At 73.5% G+C, this 17,741-nt stretch carries 17 protein-coding genes; 3 read left to right on the forward strand and 14 right to left on the reverse strand.

Going from position 1 to position 17,741, the window contains the following annotated elements; genetic code table 11:
• Positions 1–3: 3 nt before the first annotated feature.
• From D9C15_RS25485 to D9C15_RS25535, 11 genes are all read right to left on the reverse strand, one after another.
• Positions 4–372, reverse strand: a complete 369-nt coding sequence (locus D9C15_RS25485) for a c(7)-type cytochrome triheme domain-containing protein (protein WP_128001416.1) — start codon at positions 370–372, stop codon at positions 4–6.
• On the reverse strand, positions 369–899 hold the full coding sequence (locus D9C15_RS25490; protein ID WP_240668600.1) for a c(7)-type cytochrome triheme domain-containing protein: 531 nt from the start codon (positions 897–899) through the stop codon (positions 369–371). Before D9C15_RS25490 ends, D9C15_RS25485 begins: the two co-directional genes overlap by 4 nt.
• A gap of 5 nt (positions 900–904) precedes the next feature.
• Positions 905–1,762, reverse strand: coding sequence for a hypothetical protein (locus tag D9C15_RS25495; RefSeq protein WP_205854904.1), 858 nt, complete (start codon positions 1,760–1,762; stop codon positions 905–907).
• Positions 1,759–2,610 carry a hypothetical protein gene (locus D9C15_RS25500; RefSeq protein ID WP_128001418.1) on the reverse strand — a complete coding sequence of 284 codons (852 nt, stop codon included), beginning with the start codon at positions 2,608–2,610 and terminating at the stop codon, positions 1,759–1,761. Before D9C15_RS25500 ends, D9C15_RS25495 begins: the two co-directional genes overlap by 4 nt.
• Positions 2,611–2,741: 131 nt before the next feature.
• Positions 2,742–3,740 carry a c(7)-type cytochrome triheme domain-containing protein gene (locus D9C15_RS25505; protein WP_128001420.1) on the reverse strand — a complete coding sequence of 333 codons (999 nt, stop codon included), beginning with the start codon at positions 3,738–3,740 and terminating at the stop codon, positions 2,742–2,744.
• 10 nt (positions 3,741–3,750) lie between these two features.
• Positions 3,751–4,179: a c(7)-type cytochrome triheme domain-containing protein gene (locus D9C15_RS25510; protein ID WP_240668601.1), complete on the reverse strand. Its 429-nt coding sequence runs from the start codon at positions 4,177–4,179 to the stop codon at positions 3,751–3,753.
• Positions 4,180–4,197: 18 nt separating this feature from the next.
• Positions 4,198–6,135, reverse strand: a complete 1,938-nt coding sequence (locus D9C15_RS25515) for a hypothetical protein (RefSeq protein WP_128001421.1) — start codon at positions 6,133–6,135, stop codon at positions 4,198–4,200.
• Between the two features lie 40 nt (positions 6,136–6,175).
• Positions 6,176–7,174 (reverse strand): peptidylprolyl isomerase, encoded by a 999-nt coding sequence (locus D9C15_RS25520; protein ID WP_128001423.1) that lies wholly within the window; start codon positions 7,172–7,174, stop codon positions 6,176–6,178.
• A 13-nt stretch (positions 7,175–7,187) separates the two neighbouring features.
• A complete protein-coding gene (locus D9C15_RS25525; protein ID WP_205854905.1) occupies positions 7,188–8,078 on the reverse strand; it encodes a hypothetical protein in 891 nt (296 codons plus the stop codon).
• 194 nt (positions 8,079–8,272) lie between these two features.
• Positions 8,273–9,373, reverse strand: coding sequence for a 6-bladed beta-propeller (locus D9C15_RS25530; RefSeq protein ID WP_128001425.1), 1,101 nt, complete (start codon positions 9,371–9,373; stop codon positions 8,273–8,275).
• A gap of 16 nt (positions 9,374–9,389) precedes the next feature.
• The gene (locus D9C15_RS25535) at positions 9,390–9,701 is read right to left on the reverse strand and encodes a c-type cytochrome (protein ID WP_128001427.1); all 312 of its coding nucleotides are present in this window, start codon (positions 9,699–9,701) and stop codon (positions 9,390–9,392) included.
• Between the two features lie 116 nt (positions 9,702–9,817).
• Here D9C15_RS25535 and D9C15_RS25540 point away from each other — a divergent pair, with 116 nt between their 5' ends.
• The 3 genes from D9C15_RS25540 to D9C15_RS25550 all read left to right on the forward strand — a co-directional run bounded on the left by D9C15_RS25540 (position 9,818) and on the right by D9C15_RS25550 (position 14,397).
• The gene (locus tag D9C15_RS25540; protein WP_164886851.1) at positions 9,818–10,588 is read left to right on the forward strand and encodes a c-type cytochrome; all 771 of its coding nucleotides are present in this window, start codon (positions 9,818–9,820) and stop codon (positions 10,586–10,588) included.
• Positions 10,585–11,529, forward strand: coding sequence for a c-type cytochrome (locus D9C15_RS25545; protein WP_128001431.1), 945 nt, complete (start codon positions 10,585–10,587; stop codon positions 11,527–11,529). Before D9C15_RS25540 ends, D9C15_RS25545 begins: the two co-directional genes overlap by 4 nt.
• Positions 11,530–11,625: 96 nt before the next feature.
• A complete protein-coding gene (locus D9C15_RS25550) occupies positions 11,626–14,397 on the forward strand; it encodes a hypothetical protein (RefSeq protein ID WP_128001433.1) in 2,772 nt (923 codons plus the stop codon).
• Between the two features lie 32 nt (positions 14,398–14,429).
• On the opposite strand, the gene D9C15_RS25555 is transcribed toward D9C15_RS25550, so the two are convergent.
• Genes D9C15_RS25555 through D9C15_RS25565 form a run of 3 tightly spaced genes read right to left on the reverse strand, consistent with a single transcriptional unit; the run spans position 14,430 to position 17,542 of the window.
• Positions 14,430–15,440, reverse strand: coding sequence for a Cj0069 family protein (locus tag D9C15_RS25555; protein WP_128001435.1), 1,011 nt, complete (start codon positions 15,438–15,440; stop codon positions 14,430–14,432).
• Between the two features lie 55 nt (positions 15,441–15,495).
• The gene (locus D9C15_RS25560; RefSeq protein WP_128001437.1) at positions 15,496–16,194 is read right to left on the reverse strand and encodes a GntR family transcriptional regulator; all 699 of its coding nucleotides are present in this window, start codon (positions 16,192–16,194) and stop codon (positions 15,496–15,498) included.
• Positions 16,195–16,216: 22 nt separating this feature from the next.
• A complete protein-coding gene (locus D9C15_RS25565; protein WP_128001439.1) occupies positions 16,217–17,542 on the reverse strand; it encodes a C4-dicarboxylate transporter DctA in 1,326 nt (441 codons plus the stop codon).
• Between the last annotated feature and the right edge of the window lie 199 nt (positions 17,543–17,741).

A 17,741-nucleotide genomic window follows, 5' to 3' on the forward strand; every position in this document is an offset into this window, starting at 1 on the left:
GGCTCACCATCGGCCCGGCCCCGAGGTCTGCGCCCCGCCGACGATGCCCGAGGGCCGGCCCGGCAGCCCGGTGTGGCACAACTCGCAGCGGTCCGGGCCCCAGGCGATCTGGCCGTTGTGGCACATGCCGCAGAAGCGGCCGTCGAGGATGTCGCTCATCAGCACGTCGTTGGCGCCGGCGCGCATCCTGAAGCCGAGCTCGGCGTGGCAGACCTTGCAGCGGTAGCGGATGCGATGGAACCAGTGCGGGAACACCACCGGCCGCACGCCATGGGCCTCGGAGCGCTTGTTCAGCACCACGTCGCCGTACTCGGCCAGCGGCGCGGCGACCGGCAGCAGCGCGAGCAGCAGTGCGACGCCAAGCTGCTTCACTTCGCCGCCTCGCGCTTGAGCGCCTCGTTCGAGACGCTGTGGCAGCGGTTGCACTCGGTCAGCGGGAAGGCCACCGCGCCGTGGCACAGCCCGCACTGCTCGCCGTTCAGGATGGCGACCATGCTGAGCTTGTTCGCGCCGGCCTTGTCCGCGAAGGGGAACGGGTGGCAGTTGCTGCAGTCCAGCCAATGCGTGTGCTGGCGGTGCGGGAACTTCACCGCCGGCATGGAGCGGAACCGGGAGACGATGATGTCCTGGTCGAGCACACGCACCGGCGTGTGGCCGAGCAGCGTGCTGCGCGGCGCGATCGCGCCCGACTCGAGCGCCTGCACCCAGCGCACCAGGTTGCCGGCGCTGTCGCGCGGCAGCGGCGCGAGCGCCTCGGCCGGCTGCTGCAGGAACGCGAGGCCGGGGGCGGCCGGGTCGTGCACGCCGTCGGCCGCCAGCGGCAGCCAGGGCAGCGGCGCGGCGCTCGCCGCGGCGGCCAGCATGGCGACGTACACGGCGGGGCGGCGCAGCCATCGCACGCCACTCAACCTGGAATGTAGAGCCCGCCGGCGCGGATCGCCCGCACCAGCTCGCGGGTCGAGTCCTCGAGCAGCCGGATCGCCGCGGCATGGTCGCCGCGCCGCGCCTGCGCCTCGGCGTCGGCACGCAGTGCGGCGGCCTGGTCGACCGCGGCCTGCATCGGCGCCGGCATCGTCGCCTCCTTGCGCTCGGCCATCAGCACCCGGATCAGCATGCGGTGCGTGTCGTTGCGGTCGATCTCGTAGTCGTATTCCTCGCGCGGGCTGGCGAAGCTCAGCGAGCGCACCAGCGTGTCGCCGCGGCGCATCGACTCGATCGAGACCCGCGCGGTCAGGTAGGCCCGGTCGAGCACCGGGCGCGCGTCGTCGAGCCGGTCCTGGGCGGCCAGCGCCTGCGCCTGGGCGATCTGCTGCTCGATCGCGCGCGTGGCCTGCTGCGCCTCGCGACCGGCGGACTTCTCCTGCGTGATGCGCTGCTGCGCGGCCAGCAGCGCGCGGGCGCTGTCCAGGCGCGCGGCGAAATCGCGCTTCGCCTTCTCGGCGGCCACCTGCTCGGGCTTGGCCAGGCGCACGCCGGCCATCATCTCGCGCGCCGCCGCATCGAGCAGCTGGTTCGCAGCGGCCGCATCGCCGCGCGCCAGCGCCGCGCCGGCCTCGCGGTGGATCAGCCGCGCCGCATCGCGCCGCTCGCGTGCGGCGGCCTCGCCGCTGCTGTCGATCTGCCTGGCGGCCGAGGACGATTCGATCAGCGTGCCGACCGACTGCAGGCGCCGCTCGACCTGGTCCGGCGCGGGCGCGGCCATGCCGGCGAGCGCGACGAGGAGGGACGCGCCGGCGGCGAGCCGGGCGAGGCGCAGTGTCATGGCGGATTCCCGTTGGGCGGCGGCACGACCAGGCCGGCCGCCTGCAGCGCACGCTGCAGGTACAGCGTCGCGCTGCGGATGTGGACCAGCGCCTCCTCGGTGGCGCCCTGTTCGAAGCGCTGCAGCGCCTGGCTGCGCAGCGTCTGGCTGGTCTCGCTGTAGCGCTCGACCAGCGTCACCGCCTCGGGGCGCGGCCTCAGGTCGCGCAGCGCCAGCGGCAGCAGCTCGGCGAAGCCGCGCTGGCGCGCCAGCTCCTGCCGGAACTCCTCGGCCGGCGTGGACGGCCGCAGCGTGTAGTCGAGCGTGGTCGAGCCGAGCGTGCGCGACAGGCCCTCGAGCAGCAGCCGCTCGGCCTGCGCGAGGCGTTGCTGGGCTTCGTCCCAGCGCTGCTCCTGCGCCGCGGCACGCGCCTGGCCGAGCAGGCCGGCGAGGTCGGTGAGCGACTGGCCGTCGCCGCCGCGCGCGCGCCAGGCGTCGACCAGGCGCTCGACGCTGGCGAGCTGCTGCTCGTGGCGGGCGCGCGCGGCCGCGAGCCTGAGCGTGCCGTCGGGCACCAGGCGGCGCGCCATGCCGAGGTTGCGCAGCGCCTCGTCGGCCGCCTGGCGCGCGCCGGCGTAGTCGCCGCGCGCCAGCAGGTCCTCGGCGTGCGACTGGTGCACCCGGCCTTCGTCCAGGTGCGCCAGCGCCTGCACGTGGCCGCTGGCGGCGATGCGCTGCGCGGTGGCCCGGTCGCCCACGAGAGTCGCCGACAGGCGGATCTTCTGCTCGACCTGCGTGCGCAGGCCCTCGTCGTGCCCCTGGGCCGCGCCGGCGAGCAGTGCCGCCAGCAGCGCCCCGGCGGCCGGCACCGCGCTCCTAAGGCAACCTCCGCGCTCATTGCGCTCCGGTGTGAGCGCTTTGGAGCGGCCATGCGCGCTCATAAGGCAACCTCCGCGCTCATCGCGCTCCGGTGTGAGCGCTTTGGAGCGGCCATGCGCGCTCACGGCTTCGCCTCCGTCGCGGCGGTGGCGAGCGACTTCTTCTTCGAGTGGCACAAGCGGCACTCCGACACCGGGAAGGCCACCTTGCCGTGGCACACGCCGCACTTCTGGCCGAGCAGGATGGAGGCCATGCTGATCTGGTTGGCACCCTTCTGCGGCACGAAGATCGCCGGGTGGCAGTTCGAGCAGTCCAGCCACTCGGTGTGCTGCTTGTGCGGGTAGACCACGTCGGGCATCGAGCCCTTCACCTCGCGCACGATGTTCAGGTCCATCACCACGGCGGCGGCGGCCGGGTCGTTGCGGTCCCAGCGCGGCGCGATCGCCTTGCCGTCCAGCGCCTTGACCCAGTCGACATGGTTGCCGGCGTTGCTGCGCGGCAGCGCGGCAAACGCCGTGGCCGGCGGCTGCAGTTGCAAGGTCATGTCGTTGGCCGGGTCGTGGATGCCCGACTCGACGGCCGGCCGGTTGACCCGGCCGAGCGGCTTGAGCAGGCGGTTGAAGGCGTTCACCTCGGCGCTCGGCGCCGGTGTCGGCGCGGCGCGGGCCGGCGTCATCACCGGCGGCGGTGTCGGCGCGGCAGCAACGGCGGTCGCGGCGGGTGCCGAGGCCGCGGCCGGCGCGGGCTTGGCGGCGGCGACCGCCGGCCTGGCCGGGGCCGCGGCGGCGGGCGCGGGGGCCGGCCCGGCCGCGGCGAGCATGTACTGCACGGCGGCGCGGATCTGCGCGTCGCTCAGGTCGGCGCGGCCGCCCTTGGGCGGCATGCCCTTGGCGGTGCCGGCGATCGCGTTCTTCACCAGCGCGTCCAGACCGGCCTTGGCACGCGGCGCCCATTGCGCCGCGTCGCCGAACTTCGGCGCGCCGGCGATGCCGGTGCCGTGGCAGCCCACGCAGGTGGCCTCGTAGACCGCCTTGCCGGCAGCCGGGTTCTGGGCGAAGGCGTCGGCCGCTGCCCACCACAAGGCGGCGGCGGTGGCGGCGGCAAGCAACAGGCGTCGCATCGTCGGACTCCTACTTCTTCGCCGTGGCCGGGGCCGAGGCGCCCGCTGCGGGCGGCGGCGGCGCGAGCTTCTGCAGCGTGCTCTCGTGCACCTGCGTCGTCGTGCCCGGCAGCGCCGAGTGGCACAGGTTGCAGTTCTCGGCCGACCAGGCGATCTCGCCGTTGTGGCAGGCGCCGCAGAACTGGCCGTCGATGATCTTCAGCATGTTGATCTGGTTGCCGCCGGCCTTGAACTGGAAGCCCAGGTCGGCATGGCAGACCTTGCAGCGGAAGCGCACGCGGTGGAACCAGTGCGGGAACACCACCGGCCGCATGCCGGCGGCGTCGGAGTAGTTGTTGATGACGACGTCGCCGTACTCGGCCTGCGCCGGGCCCGGCCACAGGCCGGCGCCGGCCAGCGCCACGAGCAGCGCGACGATCAATCGGGTCAGGGACTTCACGGGGTTCTCCAGGGGGATTCAGAAGCGCCGCTGCACGCGCAGGAACAGCGCCGCGACGCCACGGCCCTCGACCCGCGCGACGCGTGCCGACAGCCGCGCGTCGAGGCGGCCGATCGTGTAGTCGAGCCGGTTCTCGAGCGACTCGGTGACACGCTCGCGCGGCGCGTCGATGTCGCCCAGCGCGCGGCGCTCGAACTGCACGCTGTTGACCGCCAGCAGCGCCGAGAAGCGCAGCCGCGGCACGCCGAAGGCGCGCTGGTGCTCGTAGCTCAGCGTGCCGCTGCCGTAGTGCTGCCAGCTCGACTCGGGCGTGCCGCGCAGGCCGGTCAGCGCGTCGACCTGCTCGCTGTCGCTGCAGGTGGCCTGCAGCGTCAGGTCGCCCGACCAGCTGGCGTGCCGGTCGATCTGCGTGCGCCGGCTGAACTGCAGGTTGACGAGGCGGAAGCGCCCGTCGGCGTCGGCCCGCGTGCGCGATTCGCTCAGCGTCAGGCCGGCGTAGCTCTGGGTGCTGCCGCCGGCGGCCGACTGCCAGTACAGGCTCGCCGAATGCGCCAGCGTGCGCGAGGCCGCGGGCGTCTGCGAATCGCTCAGCACGCCGAGCGCCTGCGTGACGTTCAGCGCCAGGCTCTCGCCCTCGCCCAGCAGCACGGCGCGCACCACGCCGTGGCTGGCCTGCGCGGCCACGGTCTCGCGCAGCGGCGTGCCGGTGGCACGCGTGGCGCCGACGGTGAGCGCGGCATTGCGCTGCCAGCTCCAGGCGCCGATCGGCAGCGCGTCGCCGCTCCACTGCGCGCCGAGGTTGCCGGTGAGCGCGGCCGTGCGCGGCGCGCTGCCGTTCTCGACCACGGTGCCCGAGCCGGCCGCGAACACGCGCCACTGGCGCGACAGCTCCTGCGTCAGCCCGAGTGCGCCGTTCATCGTGCGGGCGCGCTGCGTGCCCTCGCCGGTGTCGACGCCCGCGTCCATCCAGCGCGCGCTGGCGGTCACGTACAGCGGGCGCCCGGCACGGTAGAGCGCGTCGCCCTCGCGCGGCCGCCAGGTGGCGAAGCTCGAGAGCTGGCGGATGTCGGTCGAGAACGCCGGGAAGCCGGCGCCGCGCAGCTGCACGTCGTTCCAGCTCGCCAGCGTGTCGACCTGCAGCGCGGCCGCGTCCTGGAAGCTGTGGCGCAGGTTCAGGCTGTCGATGCGGCTCTCGTCGCCGGTGTCGCTGCGGGTGTTGCGCGTCAGGGCGAGCCCACCGTCGACGCTGTGTGCGCCGCGCTGCCACAGCGCGGTGGCGCGCAGCGCGTCGACGGTGTCGTCGGCACCGTCGGCGGTGGTGAGCCGGCTGCGTTCGGCGACGAACTGCAGCTGCGTGTTGCCGGTCTCCGGCCGCCAGGACTGCGTCAGGCTCAGGCGCTGCGCGCGGTAGTCGCCGCCGAGCGACTCGCCCTGCGCGCGGCTGTCGGTCACGTCGGCGCGCAGCTCGAACGGGAAGCGGCTCTGCGGGAACACCGAGACCGCCAGCCGGCCGGTGGCGGCGCCGCTGGTCGAGCGGTCGGCCTGGCTGCCGGCGCCCTCGCTGCGGTCGCTCGCGACCAGGCCGCCGATGCCGGCACGCACCTGCACGAACCAGGGCTGCCACAGCCAGCTGGCGAAGTCGACCTCGGTCACCAGGGCGACGTGGCGGGTTCGCAGGCCGTCCTCCAGGCGCAGCCAGCGGCCGTCCAGCGCGACCAGGCCGCCGATCTGCCAGGGGGCGAACTCGAAGCGGAAGCCCTCACCGTGCTTGAGCGGCTCGGCCGCCGCGGCGCTGGTGGTGTCGCCGGTGGGCGGGTCGGGCTCGGCCGGGCCGGGCAGGAAGGCCGCGGCCTGCACGCCGCCGGCGCGCGCCAGCAGCAGCGCGGCGGCGACCGGCGCGATCACCGGCACGAGGTGGCGCGCGCGGCGGCGCCAGGAGGACGTCGGGCCGCGCACGCCGCGAACTCCGGGGGTCTGCGCCGGCCGCCGGGGCGGCTCAGCCGGCGCGCGCCTTCTCGGCCGGGGCGCGCAGCGGCGCATAGTGGCTTTCGTCGATGCGGATGGTCGTGCCGCGGCGCAGCGTCGCGATCAGCGCCTTCCAGCGCGCCTCGCCCTCGTCGCGCTGCCACAGGTCGGCGGCGCGCTGGCGCACCTCGTCGAAGCGGCGCTGCTGCGCCGGCTTGCGGCCGTCCAGGCGCAGGATCGCGATGCCTTCGAGCAGCTGCACCGGCGCGGCCAGCTGGCCCGGCTGCAGCGCATCGACCACGCCATGCACCGCCTCCGGCAGCATGCCGCGGTGCGTGTAGTCCATCGCGCCGCCGCTGGCGGCCGAGCGGTCGCCCGAGTGCAGCTTCGCGAGGCCCGCGAAATCGGCCCCGGCCACGAGACGGCCGTGCAGCACGCGCGCCTCGGCCCAGGCCGCATCCCACTTCGCCTGCGGCGAGCTCGGGTCCACCTTTAGCAGGATTACGCCGAGCTTGACCTGCTCGGGCTCAACGAACAGGTCGCGGTGCTGCTCGTAGTAGGCACGCGCCTGCGCCTCGGCGGGCTCGGGCACGGCCTTCACCTGCTGCTGCAGCCGCTCGAGCAGGCTCTGCGCCTCGAGCTGCGGCACGACGTTGGCGAGCATCTTCTCGCGGCTCGCGGCCCAGGTGGCGCTGCCGCCGTACTGCCGGTCGTAGCCGGCCACCGCGGCGTCGATCTGCGCGCGGTCGGGCTGCAGGCCGCGGCGCTTCGCCTCGGCCAGCAGCAGCACGCGGTTGACGAGTTCGTCGCCGACCTCGCGCTGGAACTGCGCCAGCTCGCCCTCGGGCGGCTTGGCGTGGTAGTACTTCTTGCGCATCGCGACCGCCAGCGCACGCTGGTAGTCGACGGCGGCGATCACCGTGTCGCCGACGGTCGCGAAGGGCTTCGCGGGCGCAGGCGCCGGCTCGGCCGCCACGCCGACGCGCAGCGCCGCCGCGGCGAACAGAACGAACAGCGCCACCCGCTTCATCGTGCGCCTCCGGCTACTTCACGTGGCAGGCGGTGCACACCGCGCTGGACGCATTCGAGATGCGCAGGAAGGTCTCGCCCGCGACGCGCCCGGTGCCCGTGGGCCCGGCCTGGCCGGTGGACACGTGCGGGTCGTGGCAGCTCGCGCACTCGACCATCGGCCCGAGCCCGCCGGTGGCGCGCACGTACAGCGGCAGGTCGGTGCGCTGCTTGCCGGCGCCGCCGGTGTCGACCCAGAACACCTGGTTGCTGTTGATGGTCTGGGTCAGCGGCTGCACGAAGTCGCCGTCGTTGCAGGTGCCCGAGACCACCGCGCCGGAGCCGGTGAGGCCGCCGCCGCAGTACTGGATGCCGATCGGGTGGTCGTTCGACAGGTCGGTGCCGATCAGCGCCGCGCCGCCGGATATGCGCCCGGCGGCGTTGACCGTGCTGCCGGTCCAGGTGAAGGCGCGGCCGTCGTTGCCGCCGCCGTCGGCGACGACGCCGCCGGAGCCCGGCGCGTTGATGATGTTGTCCATCGCCTGCGTGCCGTCGTGGCACGAGAGGCAGGCCATCGAGATCGAGCCGACCGCGGCCACCGTGCCGTCCAGCGAGGGCGTCTGCAGCGTGTCGTAGGTGGTGTAGCTGCCGCCGCCGGGTGGCGCGCCCGCGGCGCCCAGGCGCTTGTTCCACAGCGGTGCCGGCGCGTTCACGTCGCCGCCGTGCGGCGTGTGGCAGAACACGCAGATCTCCGCCGTGTCGCTGGTCTGGTTGCGCCCCGCCGGGCCGGGCCCGGAACCGAGGTTGTGCTTGGTGTCGGCGATCCCCGCCGACGCGCCGCCGCAGACGGCCAGCAGCAGCGCCGCGATCCATGCGGACCACGTCGTGCCGCGCCGCAGCGGGCGACCGTGCCATGTGAGTTGCATCTCGTCCCTCTCTTCCTTCGCTTGGTTGAACAGCCGAACGCTCGTCAGGCCCGGCACTCCCCAATGCCCCGCATGACGAACCCTGTTCTGCACCTTCTGTGCCATTGGCCACGGACGGCCATGGCCTTGATTTGCCGTGCGCACACGGCGCGGCGCTCCTGCTTCCGGGAAGCGCGATTCCCGGCTTCGGGAAATCAGCGCGGCGCCGCGCGGCGCGCGAAGTGGCCGGCGCCCGCGGCCAGCGCCGCGGGGCGGTAGACGTCGATGCGGCGGTACCACTGGTCGACGACGTAGACGCGGCCGTCCTCGTCGACCGCGATGCCCGAGGGCAGCATGTACTTGGCCGGGCCGTCGCGCTCGGAGCGGTCGCCGACGAACAGCAGCAGCTCGCCGTCGGGGCTGAAGATCTGGAAGTTGCCGAACGCGCTGTCGACCACGTAGACGTTGCCCTCGCGGTCGACCGCGATCTCCTTGGGCCGCGCGAACTGGCCGTACTGCTTGCCCACGCTGCCGAAGCTGTGCAGGTAGCGGCCGTCGCGGTCGAACACGACGACGCGGAAGTTGCCGCCGTCGACCACGTAGAGCCGGCCGTCGCGGCCGATCGCCAGGTCGCGCGGCAGGTTGAACTCGCCCGGGCCGCTGCCGCGCTTGCCGATGTCCATCAGGTGCGCGCCGCTGACGGCATCGAACACGCGCACCTGGTGGCTCTCGGAGCTCACACCGCCGATGTCGACGGCGTACAGGCGCTGCCCGGCCGGATCGACCGTCACGCTCGACAGGCGCGAGAACCACTGCTCGCCGCCGATGCGGCGCAGGAAGCTCCGGTCCGGCCCGTAGACGAACACCGCCTTGGCACCGATGTCGGCCACGTAGAGCCGGCCGGCGGCATCGACGTCCAGGCCGATCGGCTTGATCAGCTGGCCCGGGCCTTCGTCCTCGCCGATGCGGTACTGGCGCCCGGCCGGCACGTCGAACACGCGCACGAAGCGCGCCACGGTGTCGGAGACGAACAGGCGCCCCTGCCACACCGCCACCGCATAGGGCTTGGACAGCAGCTCGCCGCTGGCCTGCTCCCCGGTGACGAGGCGGCGCAGCTCGCTGGCCGCCTCGGCAGGCAGGATGTCGGCGCTGCCGCGGATGCTGCGCTCGAACACGAAGCGCGGCTCGTCCGGCGGCGCGGGGAAGACCAGCGGCCGCGCCGGGCCCTCGGGCGCTGACGGCGACTGCGCGCAGGCGGCCAGCAGGGCGGCGAGCAGCGCCCCGCACAGCGCGGCCACGGCGGCGCGCAGCGGCATGGTCCTCACCCCGGCATCACTTGGCGGCCGCCGTCATGTAGTCGATCGCCGCCTTCAGGTCGTCGTCCTTCAGGTCGGCGGCGCCGGCCTTGGGCGGCATCGCGCCCTTGCCGTTGAGCACCGACTTCAGCAGCGCGTCCTTGCCGGTGGCGATGCGCGGCGCCCAGGCGGCCTTGTCGCCGAACTTCGGCGCGTTGGCCACCCCGCTGGCATGGCAGACCGAGCAGGTCTTGTCGTAGACGGCCTTGCCGTCGGCCGCGAACACGGCGGGCGCGGCGGCGATGCCGAAAGCGAGAACGAGCGTTCCCGGAATGGCGAACGGTTTCATGCGGAGATCCTCTCGGAGGCGGCGGCGCCCGGCCCCGTGCCGCGCGCATCGACGGGCTCCGGCTGCAATCCATGTGCCATCGCGATGGCAGAGAACTTGCAGCACGGCGCAGCACGATGAACATGCTGCTGCGATGCCTTGCTGGCCTGGCCTGGGCGCTGCTCGCCGCCTTCGCCACGCTGGCGCAGGCCGCCGAGGACCGCGGCGCGGTGCTCTATCACAACTACTGTTCGGTCTGCCACGGCGACCGCGGCGACGGGCGCAGCCGCGCCTCCGGCTCGTTGTCGACACCGCCGCGCGACTTCACCTCCGAGGCGAGCCGGCGCGAGCTGACGCGCGAGCGCATCGTGCTGGCCATCACCCACGGCCGGCCCGGCACGGCGATGGTGGGCTGGCAGTCGCAGCTCGGCACGGCCGACATCGCCGTGCTGGCCGACCATGTGCTCGAGCGCTTCGTGCGCGGCAGCGCCGCGCCGGCCGATCCGCACCGCGCGGCGCTGCCGGCGCCGGGCATCTCCGGCACGCGCGCCCATGGCGGCCGCGCGGCCGACGCCGCTTCCACTCCCGCCACCGTCGACATGACGGCCGGCCTCCCCAACGGCCTGACGGGAGACGCGCAGCGCGGGGGTGTCTTTTACAAGGCCAACTGCAGCGCCTGCCACGGCCTTGCGGGCGACGGCAACGGGCCGCGCGCCTACTTCATCCGCCCGCGCCCGCGCGACTTCACCGCCACGGCGAGCCGCGCGCGCTTCAACCGGCTCGCGCTCTATGCCGCGGTCTCGGAAGGGCGGCTCGGCACCGAGATGCCGGCCTGGCGCCAGGTGGCCACGCCGCAGCAGATGGCCGACGTCAGCGAGTACGTGTTCCAGGCCTTCATCCGGCGATGAAGCGCGTTGCCGCGCTGCTGCTGGCCGCCGCCGCGTCGCTCGCGCACGCGGGCGACGCGCACGAGCTCGGCCGGCGCGTCTACAACGCTCGCTGCTACTTCTGCCACGGCTACTCGGGCGACGCGAAGACGGTGGCCGCGGCCATGCTGAACCCGGCGCCCCGCGACTTCACCGCGGCGCGCGGGCTGGACGAGGCGCGCATCGTGGCCGCGCTGCGCAGCGGCCGGCCCGGCAGCGCGATGGCCTCGTTCGAAGGGCTGCTGAGCGAGGCCGAGATGCACGCGGTGGCCGGCTTCGTGCGGCGCGAGTTCGTGCTCGCGCGGCGGCCGAACACGGCCTACCACACGCCCGAGAACGGCTGGCCCGGCCATGCGCGCCACGCCGCCGCGTTCCCGTTCGCCCGCGGCGAGATCGCGCTGGACGTGCCGGCCGAGACGTTGTCCCCGGCCCAGCAGCGCGGCCGGCGCCTGTTCCTCACGGCCTGCATCAGCTGCCACGACCGCAGCCGCGCCACCGACCCCGGCCCGGCCTGGGCGGCGCGGCCGGTGTCGTACCCGCGCCTGGGCTTCGTGCCCGGCCAGGCGAGCGCGCCGCCCGTGGACGCGGTGTCGAGCGCGAGCGTGTACGCGATGCACGAGGTCGCGCCCCGCTTCGCCGGCCTGACGCGCCAGCAGCGCCGCGGCGAGGCGCTGTTCCAGGCCAACTGCGCCTTCTGCCATGCGGCCGACGGCAGCGGGCGCAACTGGATCGGCCAGTTCATGGAGCCGAAGGCGCGCGACCTGACGCAGTACAGCGCCGCGACGATGCCGCGCGCGCGGCTCGTGCAGACCATCCTCGACGGCCTGCCCGGCACCTCGATGCCGGCCTGGCGCGCGGTGCTGACGCGCGCCGAGGCGGAGGCGGTGGCGGCCTATGCGGAGCGGGCGTTCTTCCGGCACTGAGGGTGCGGCGCGCGCCACGTGCACGGCGGCGCGGCACTCCCGCCCGCGCCTGCACTATGCTGCGGGCTCGCCTGGGAGGGCCCGAGAATGGGTGGGTTGGGAAGCGTCTGCGAGTGGCGCCGGATCGTGCTCGTGCTGGTCACGGGCCTGATGACGGCCTGCGGTGGTGGTGGCGGTGGTGGCGGCGGGCAGGACGACACGACCCCGGTGTCGATGACCTTCGAGCCGCAGACGCTGTCGGTCACCTCGATCGAGGGCTTCGAGGCGGAGGCCAGGTTCGTCGCCAGCTTCGATCCGGGCGGCCGGTCGTCGCTCTTCCTCGGGGTGGCGGAGCCGGAACGGCTGGTGGTCGACGGCGAGGTCAGCGTCGGCGGCAATTCGCTGTATGCCACCTTGCGCCTGTCGTCCGATCTCAAGCCGGGCGTGCACACCAGCGATGTGTACGTGATGGCCTGCGCCGACGTGCAGTGCACGAGCGAGCTGCCCGGCAGCCCGTTCCTGCTGCCGCTGCGCTACGAGGTGCTCGAGCAGATCAAGGTGCAGCCGCCGCAGCCGATGCACCGGGTCGGACGCGACCCGGCGCCGGTGCAGTCGCTGGCGGCGGTCCTGCCGGCCCGGGCCGGCACCGTCAGCGTCGACGTGCAAGGCCATCGGGACGCGTTCGCGGTCGAGATCCAGGGCGACCGGCTCGTCGTGCAGACGCGCCAGTTGCCCGCGGGCGTCTACACCGCGCGGGTGGAACTGGCCGGCAGCGCCGACGAGCGGTACCGGGCCGGCGTCGACCTGCACTACGAGGTGGCGCCGCCGCCCGGGGGCGAACAGCCGCTGCAGGTGGTGCCGAGCCAGTTCGACCTGCGCCTGGCGCAGGGCACGCAGGCGACCTACCGGTTCAAGGTCGAACGCCCCACCTGGACCGACGCGCTGGATCCGGTGCAGCTCGTCAGAGCCGACGCTGGCGTGGTGCGCGACCTGCGCAGCCTCGGCAACGACGAATACGAGTTCACGGTGGACACCGCCAACCTCGCGCCGGGTGCGCCGCCGAACTCGGGGCAAAGCGGCTACTTCGCCGGCTACCTCGTGAGCGCGGGCGACCACGGCGGCGCGGCCGGCGTGTCGATCAGCGTGTACGTCGATGCGCCGCTGAGGCTGGGCAGCCCCGACCTGAGCCTGCTCGTCAGCGCCACCACCACCGCGGCCGGTCTCGAGCGCAGCACGATGGTCGACGCCATCGACGGCACGGCGGTGCGCTGGACCGCGCGTTCCGACCAGCCCTGGCTGCAGGTGCTGCGCGACGCCGGCACCACCGGCATCGACGCCCTGAGCTACCGCATCGATGCGTCGGTGCTGGCGCGCGAGGGCGTCGATCACGAAGCGCGGCTGACACTCGCGCTGGAGCGCCCGGGCACCCTGCCGGTCGAGGTGCCGGTCGTGGTCCGCAACTTCGTCCCGCGCTTCGACATGGCCTCGCCGGGTGTGCTCGTCGGCGGCCGCGCCAAGGTCTACCTGCACGGCCAGGTGCGCCGCGAGAGCGAGCTGCTTCGTGCCGGCGTGCTCTCCGTCAGCGGGGCAACGCTGCAGTCGGCGGCGATCGAGGAGGATTCGCGCTTCATCGGATCGGTGCCGCTGCTGGCCGTGACGCTGGGCGACATCGTTCCCGGCCAGGCGGTCACGATCGGCACCGCGTCGACGCTGCGGCCCACCTCCGTCACGCTGCCCTCGGTGGGCGCGCTGCGCGTGCCCCTCGGCCATGCGGTGCTTCCGCTCGGGACGTATCGCCCCCCGAGCTTCGCGCCGAACGGCCGCGCGCTGGTGTTCGCCGGAAACGACGCCGTGTGGCGCTGGCCGCTCGGCAATGGCGCCTGGGGCGCACCGGAGCGGCAGGACGTTGCCGGGGTGATCGATGCCGCCTTTGCGCCGGACGAGTCCGGCGTGTTCGCCACCGTCCCGGGTGCGGTGCTCGCCCTCGACCCGGTGACGCTGGCCACGCGGCGGCGCGGTCCCTTGCCGGCCGACTCGATCGAGGCGTTCGACACGACCGCGTCGCCGTTCGCAGGCGCCTTCGCCTACGCGGCGGACGGACGGGCCCTGGCCAGCGTGGTGCCGGCCCGCAACTTCACGGGGCACGGCGTCGCCTGGCTGGCCGGATGCCCCGGGACCGGCGAGTTCGCCGCCGATGTGAGCCGCGGGCCGTGTTTCGGCGACCCCGGTTCGCCGTACCTGCAGGACAGCTCGGTCGCGCCGAACGGCGCCTCGATCGCGCGCAGCGAGAGCGGCGCGACGCTGGCCCTGTCGCACCCCGGTGGGTTGACGCTGGCCTATCGCGGCATCGTGGCGCAGCGTCAGGAACTCGCCCGGCTGCCTGCCGGCCGCTCTATCGTCGGCCTGGACAACAGCGGCAAGGTGCTGGTGCGCGACGACGGCCTGCTGCTGCGCTCCGGCACGTCGGTGGCGCGTCTCCCGACGCTGCTGCCGCCGGGCCTGGTGGCCGGCGGCTATGCGGTCACCGGCGGCGGCGAGAGGGTCGCCGTGTACGCCTACCGCATCGCCGACGAGGCGACGGGGCCGCGCGCCCGCGACGCACAGGTGCTGCTGTTCAGCGTGCCCGCCGCCTTGAACGCCCGCCCTGCGCTGCTGGCGACGATCGCGCTGCCCGACGCGGTGGGCTGCACGGCGCCCCTGGCCGCCTCCGAGACCTGCGAGCACCCTGCGGCCCTGCGCGTTGCGGCCGGCAACGCCAGCCTGTTCGTCGTCGGACCGCGCGGCGTCGCGGCGGTCCCCCTGCCCGCGCCCGGCGCCGCGCAGGCGCCGGCGCCGGTGCCGTCCACCTTCCGGCAGGTCGTGCCCGCGGCGGGGCCGGTCGAACGATGAGCGCGCCTGCGAGAACGGGGCCGGTCTGAGGCCTATGCGGGCAGTCTGCGCAGCAGCGCCTCCACCAGCGGCGTGATGCACGAAGGCGGGAACGGCGACACGCTGCTCACGTTGATCTCGCACAGCACGTGGCGCTCGGGCCCGGCGCCGCTCGGCTCGCCGGGCATGAAGTCGCAGTCCCACAGCAGCGGCAGGTGCTGCTCGGCCAGCCCGACCCGTTCGCGCAGCTGCGTGATCCAGCCCGATTCCAGCTGCTCGCGCAGGCCCTGGAAGGCCGCCAGAGCGGGGCCGTGGTAGAGGCGCGGGCCGGGTTGAGGCTCGGCGGGATGCAGGGCATTGACGGCCTGGTGGCCGAAGCCGGCGACGCGGTCGCCGACCAGGTAGGCCCGGACCATGCCCTCGGCCAGCCGCGGCTGCCAGGCCTGATCGATCATGTGCCCGCCGGCCTCGGCGGCGAAGTACGGCGCCAGCGTGGCCCGCAGTTCGGGCCAGCCCATGGTCTGTTCGACGCTGCCGCGCTGCGCATGCCGGACGCGCAGCCTGTCGCTGCCGGAGGCCTCGATGCGCCACACGCCGATGCCGCTGTGGCCCCGGTACTGCTTCAGCACCCGCGCACCGGAGCGCAGGCGCCGAGGCAGTTCCGCCTCGAGCTGGCCGAGGCTCTCGACGCGGTGCACGTCGCTGCCGAACGGCAGATCGCGCGTCTCGAAGAGCACGTCCTTGGTACCCAGCCGCAGCACCGCCTCCGGGTGCGCGCTGACGCAGAGGCCCTGCGCGGCGAGCATGCGCAGCACCGCGTCGAGCCGATCGCGCCGGCGTCCGTCCTCGATCGGGTTGCACCACACCAGCACGGCCTGCACCCGTTGCAGCTGGGCCGCCACCTCGTCGGCGAAGTCGTCGTGCCAGACGGCGGGCTCGGCCGCCACCCCGGCCGCTTCCAAGGCGTCGAACAGCGCGGCAAACCGGCTCGCGGCCCGATCGGCGCGATCGCGTGCCGATCGGTCGCCGGGGTAGACCAGTGCCACGCGCCGCGTCGCCGCCATGGCGCATTGAAGCAGGTCCCGCGCCGCTTGGCGAGCGCCGGCGGCGCGCGGAAGGTCAGCGGCCCATCCGCAGCGGCGCCAGCGTGGCCCGCAGCTTCGCGCGCGCATCGGCCGATTCGGCGGCCGAGTGGTCGAGCGCGTCCTCGACGTTGCCGATGTGGTCGAGCATCAGCGCGGCGGCGTGCTCCAGCTGGCCGCGTTCGATCGCCTCGACGATGCGCTCGTGGTCGGCGCAGGAGGCGCGCGCGTCGTGGGTCGACTGGTACAGCGTGGCGACCAGCGTGGTGCGCGCGGTCAGGTCGCGCAGCATGTCCGACAGCAGCTTGTGGCCGAGGCACTCGGCCAGGCAGACGTGGAAGTCGGCCAGCAGGAAGGCACGCGTGGCCGCATCGGCACCGTCGATCGCGGCCTGTTCCTCCTGGATGTGCTGGCGCAGCCGGCGTACCACCGCCTGCAGCGGCTTGCCCTCCAGCTCGCCGCCGGCCTGGCGCAGCAGGCCGGACTCCACCGCGCGGCGGGCCGCGAAGGCGTCGCGCGCCTCCTCGACCGAGGGCTCGACCACGTACCAGCCCTTGCGCGTGCGCACCTCGACGAAGCCACGTGCCTGCAGCTGCATCAGCGCCTCGCGCACCAGCGTGCGGCTCACGCCGAACAGGTCGGCCAGCTCCTGCTCGCCCAGCCGCTCGCCCGGCGCGAGCTTCTGCGCCAGGATGGATTCGACGACACGCTGGGCGATCTCGGTCTGGGTGGCCATGGCGCGCGACTGTAGCGCCCGCTCAGGCCCGGGCCGGCACGGCGATCGGCGCCTCGGCCACGTCGGCGTCGTCCTCGGTGGGCGGCACCGGCTCGCCGTTGAGCACCGCATGGGCGCGCTGGCGGTCGATGTCGCCTTCCCAGGCCGCCACCGCGACGGTGGCCACGCAGTTGCCGATCAGGTTGCCGAGCGCGCGGGCGATGCCCATGAACCAGTCGACCGACAGCACCAGCACCAGGCCGATCGCGGGGATCGCGGGGATGGCCTGCAGCGTGGCGGCCAGCACCACGATTGCCGAGCCCGGCACGCCGTGCGCACCCTTGCTCGTGACCAGCGAGATCGCCAGGATGGTGAGCAGGTCGGTCATCGTGATCGGCGTGTTGGTCGCCTGCGCGATGAACACGGCCGCCAGCGTGATGTAGATCGAGAACGCGTCGAGGTTGAACGAGTAGCCGGTCGGGATGACGAGGCCGACGGTGCTGTCGCGGATGCCCATGCGCTTGAGCTTGGACATGATCTGCGGCAGCACGCTGTCGCTCGAGGTGGTGGCGAACACGACCGTCAGTTCCTCGCGCAGGTACTTCAGCAGCTTGAGGATCGAGAAGCCCGACAGCCGCATGATCGCGCCGAGCACCACGAACACGAACACGATCACCGAGGCGTAGAACAGCACCACGAGCATGCCGAGTTGCTTGAGCGAGCCGATGCCGTACTTGCCGACCGTGAAGGCGATCGCCCCGAGCACGCCCAGCGGGGCGAACTTGATGATGATGCCCATGGTCTTGAACAGCACGTGCGAGAGGGTGTCGATGAAGCTCGCCACCGGCGCGCCGCGCTCGCCCAGCATCGCCAGCGCGATGCCGAACAGGATGGCGAACAGCAGCACCTGCAGCACGTCGCCGGTGGCGAAGGCGTTGACCACCGTGCTCGGGATCAGCTTCATCAGGAACTCGACCGTGCCGCCGCCGGTGAGCTTGCTGGCGTTCTCCGCGTAGGCGCTCATCGCCTTGGCGTCCAGCGCCTTCGGGTCGACGTTCATGCCCACGCCAGGCTGGAACACGAAGGCCAGCACCAGGCCGAGCGCCAGCGCGATCGTCGTCACCACCTCGAAGTAGATCAGCGCCTTGACGCCGACCCGGCCGACGCGCTTCAGGTCGCCCGCGCCGGCGATGCCGTGCACGACGACGCAGAACACGAGCACCGGGATGATCATCTTGATCAGCTTGATGAAGGCGTCGCCGAGCGGCTTGAGCTTGACGGCGAACTCGGGCGCGGCCAGGCCGACGGCAACGCCGACGATCAGGGCCAGCACGACCTGGCCGAACAGGGAGCGCAGGAACTTGGGCATGGGGTTCTCCAGCGGGGTGGTGCCGGCCTGTGTTGCTCACAAGCTTGCATACAAGCAATGTAGGCAAATATCCGTCAATCGCGCCTGGGGAAAACCCGTGGCGGATACGCGACTTGGGGCGTGCCTCGTCGTCGTCGCCGATCAGCGTCCCGCGCTTGCGGGTGTTCCTGCAAACGCGGGAGTGCCGGCCGCGCCCGAC

Origin of the sequence: Piscinibacter defluvii (assembly GCF_004011805.1) — a bacterium.
Lineage (GTDB): Bacteria > Pseudomonadota > Gammaproteobacteria > Burkholderiales > Burkholderiaceae_C > Piscinibacter > Piscinibacter defluvii.

Coding starts and splice junctions, on each gene's coding strand:
- D9C15_RS25495 (WP_205854904.1), bottom strand. CDS start 1,762: ATGACACTGCGCCTCGCCCGGCTCGCCGCCGGCGCGTCCCTCCTCGTC.
- D9C15_RS25505 (WP_128001420.1), bottom strand. CDS start 3,740: ATGCGACGCCTGTTGCTTGCCGCCGCCACCGCCGCCGCCTTGTGGTGG.
- D9C15_RS25520 (WP_128001423.1), bottom strand. CDS start 7,174: ATGAAGCGGGTGGCGCTGTTCGTTCTGTTCGCCGCGGCGGCGCTGCGC.
- D9C15_RS25525 (WP_205854905.1), bottom strand. CDS start 8,078: ATGCAACTCACATGGCACGGTCGCCCGCTGCGGCGCGGCACGACGTGG.
- D9C15_RS25530 (WP_128001425.1), bottom strand. CDS start 9,373: ATGCCGCTGCGCGCCGCCGTGGCCGCGCTGTGCGGGGCGCTGCTCGCC.
- D9C15_RS25535 (WP_128001427.1), bottom strand. CDS start 9,701: ATGAAACCGTTCGCCATTCCGGGAACGCTCGTTCTCGCTTTCGGCATC.
- D9C15_RS25540 (WP_164886851.1), top strand. CDS start 9,818: ATGAACATGCTGCTGCGATGCCTTGCTGGCCTGGCCTGGGCGCTGCTC.
- D9C15_RS25545 (WP_128001431.1), top strand. CDS start 10,585: ATGAAGCGCGTTGCCGCGCTGCTGCTGGCCGCCGCCGCGTCGCTCGCG.
- D9C15_RS25555 (WP_128001435.1), bottom strand. CDS start 15,440: ATGGCGGCGACGCGGCGCGTGGCACTGGTCTACCCCGGCGACCGATCG.
- D9C15_RS25560 (WP_128001437.1), bottom strand. CDS start 16,194: ATGGCCACCCAGACCGAGATCGCCCAGCGTGTCGTCGAATCCATCCTG.
- D9C15_RS25565 (WP_128001439.1), bottom strand. CDS start 17,542: ATGCCCAAGTTCCTGCGCTCCCTGTTCGGCCAGGTCGTGCTGGCCCTG.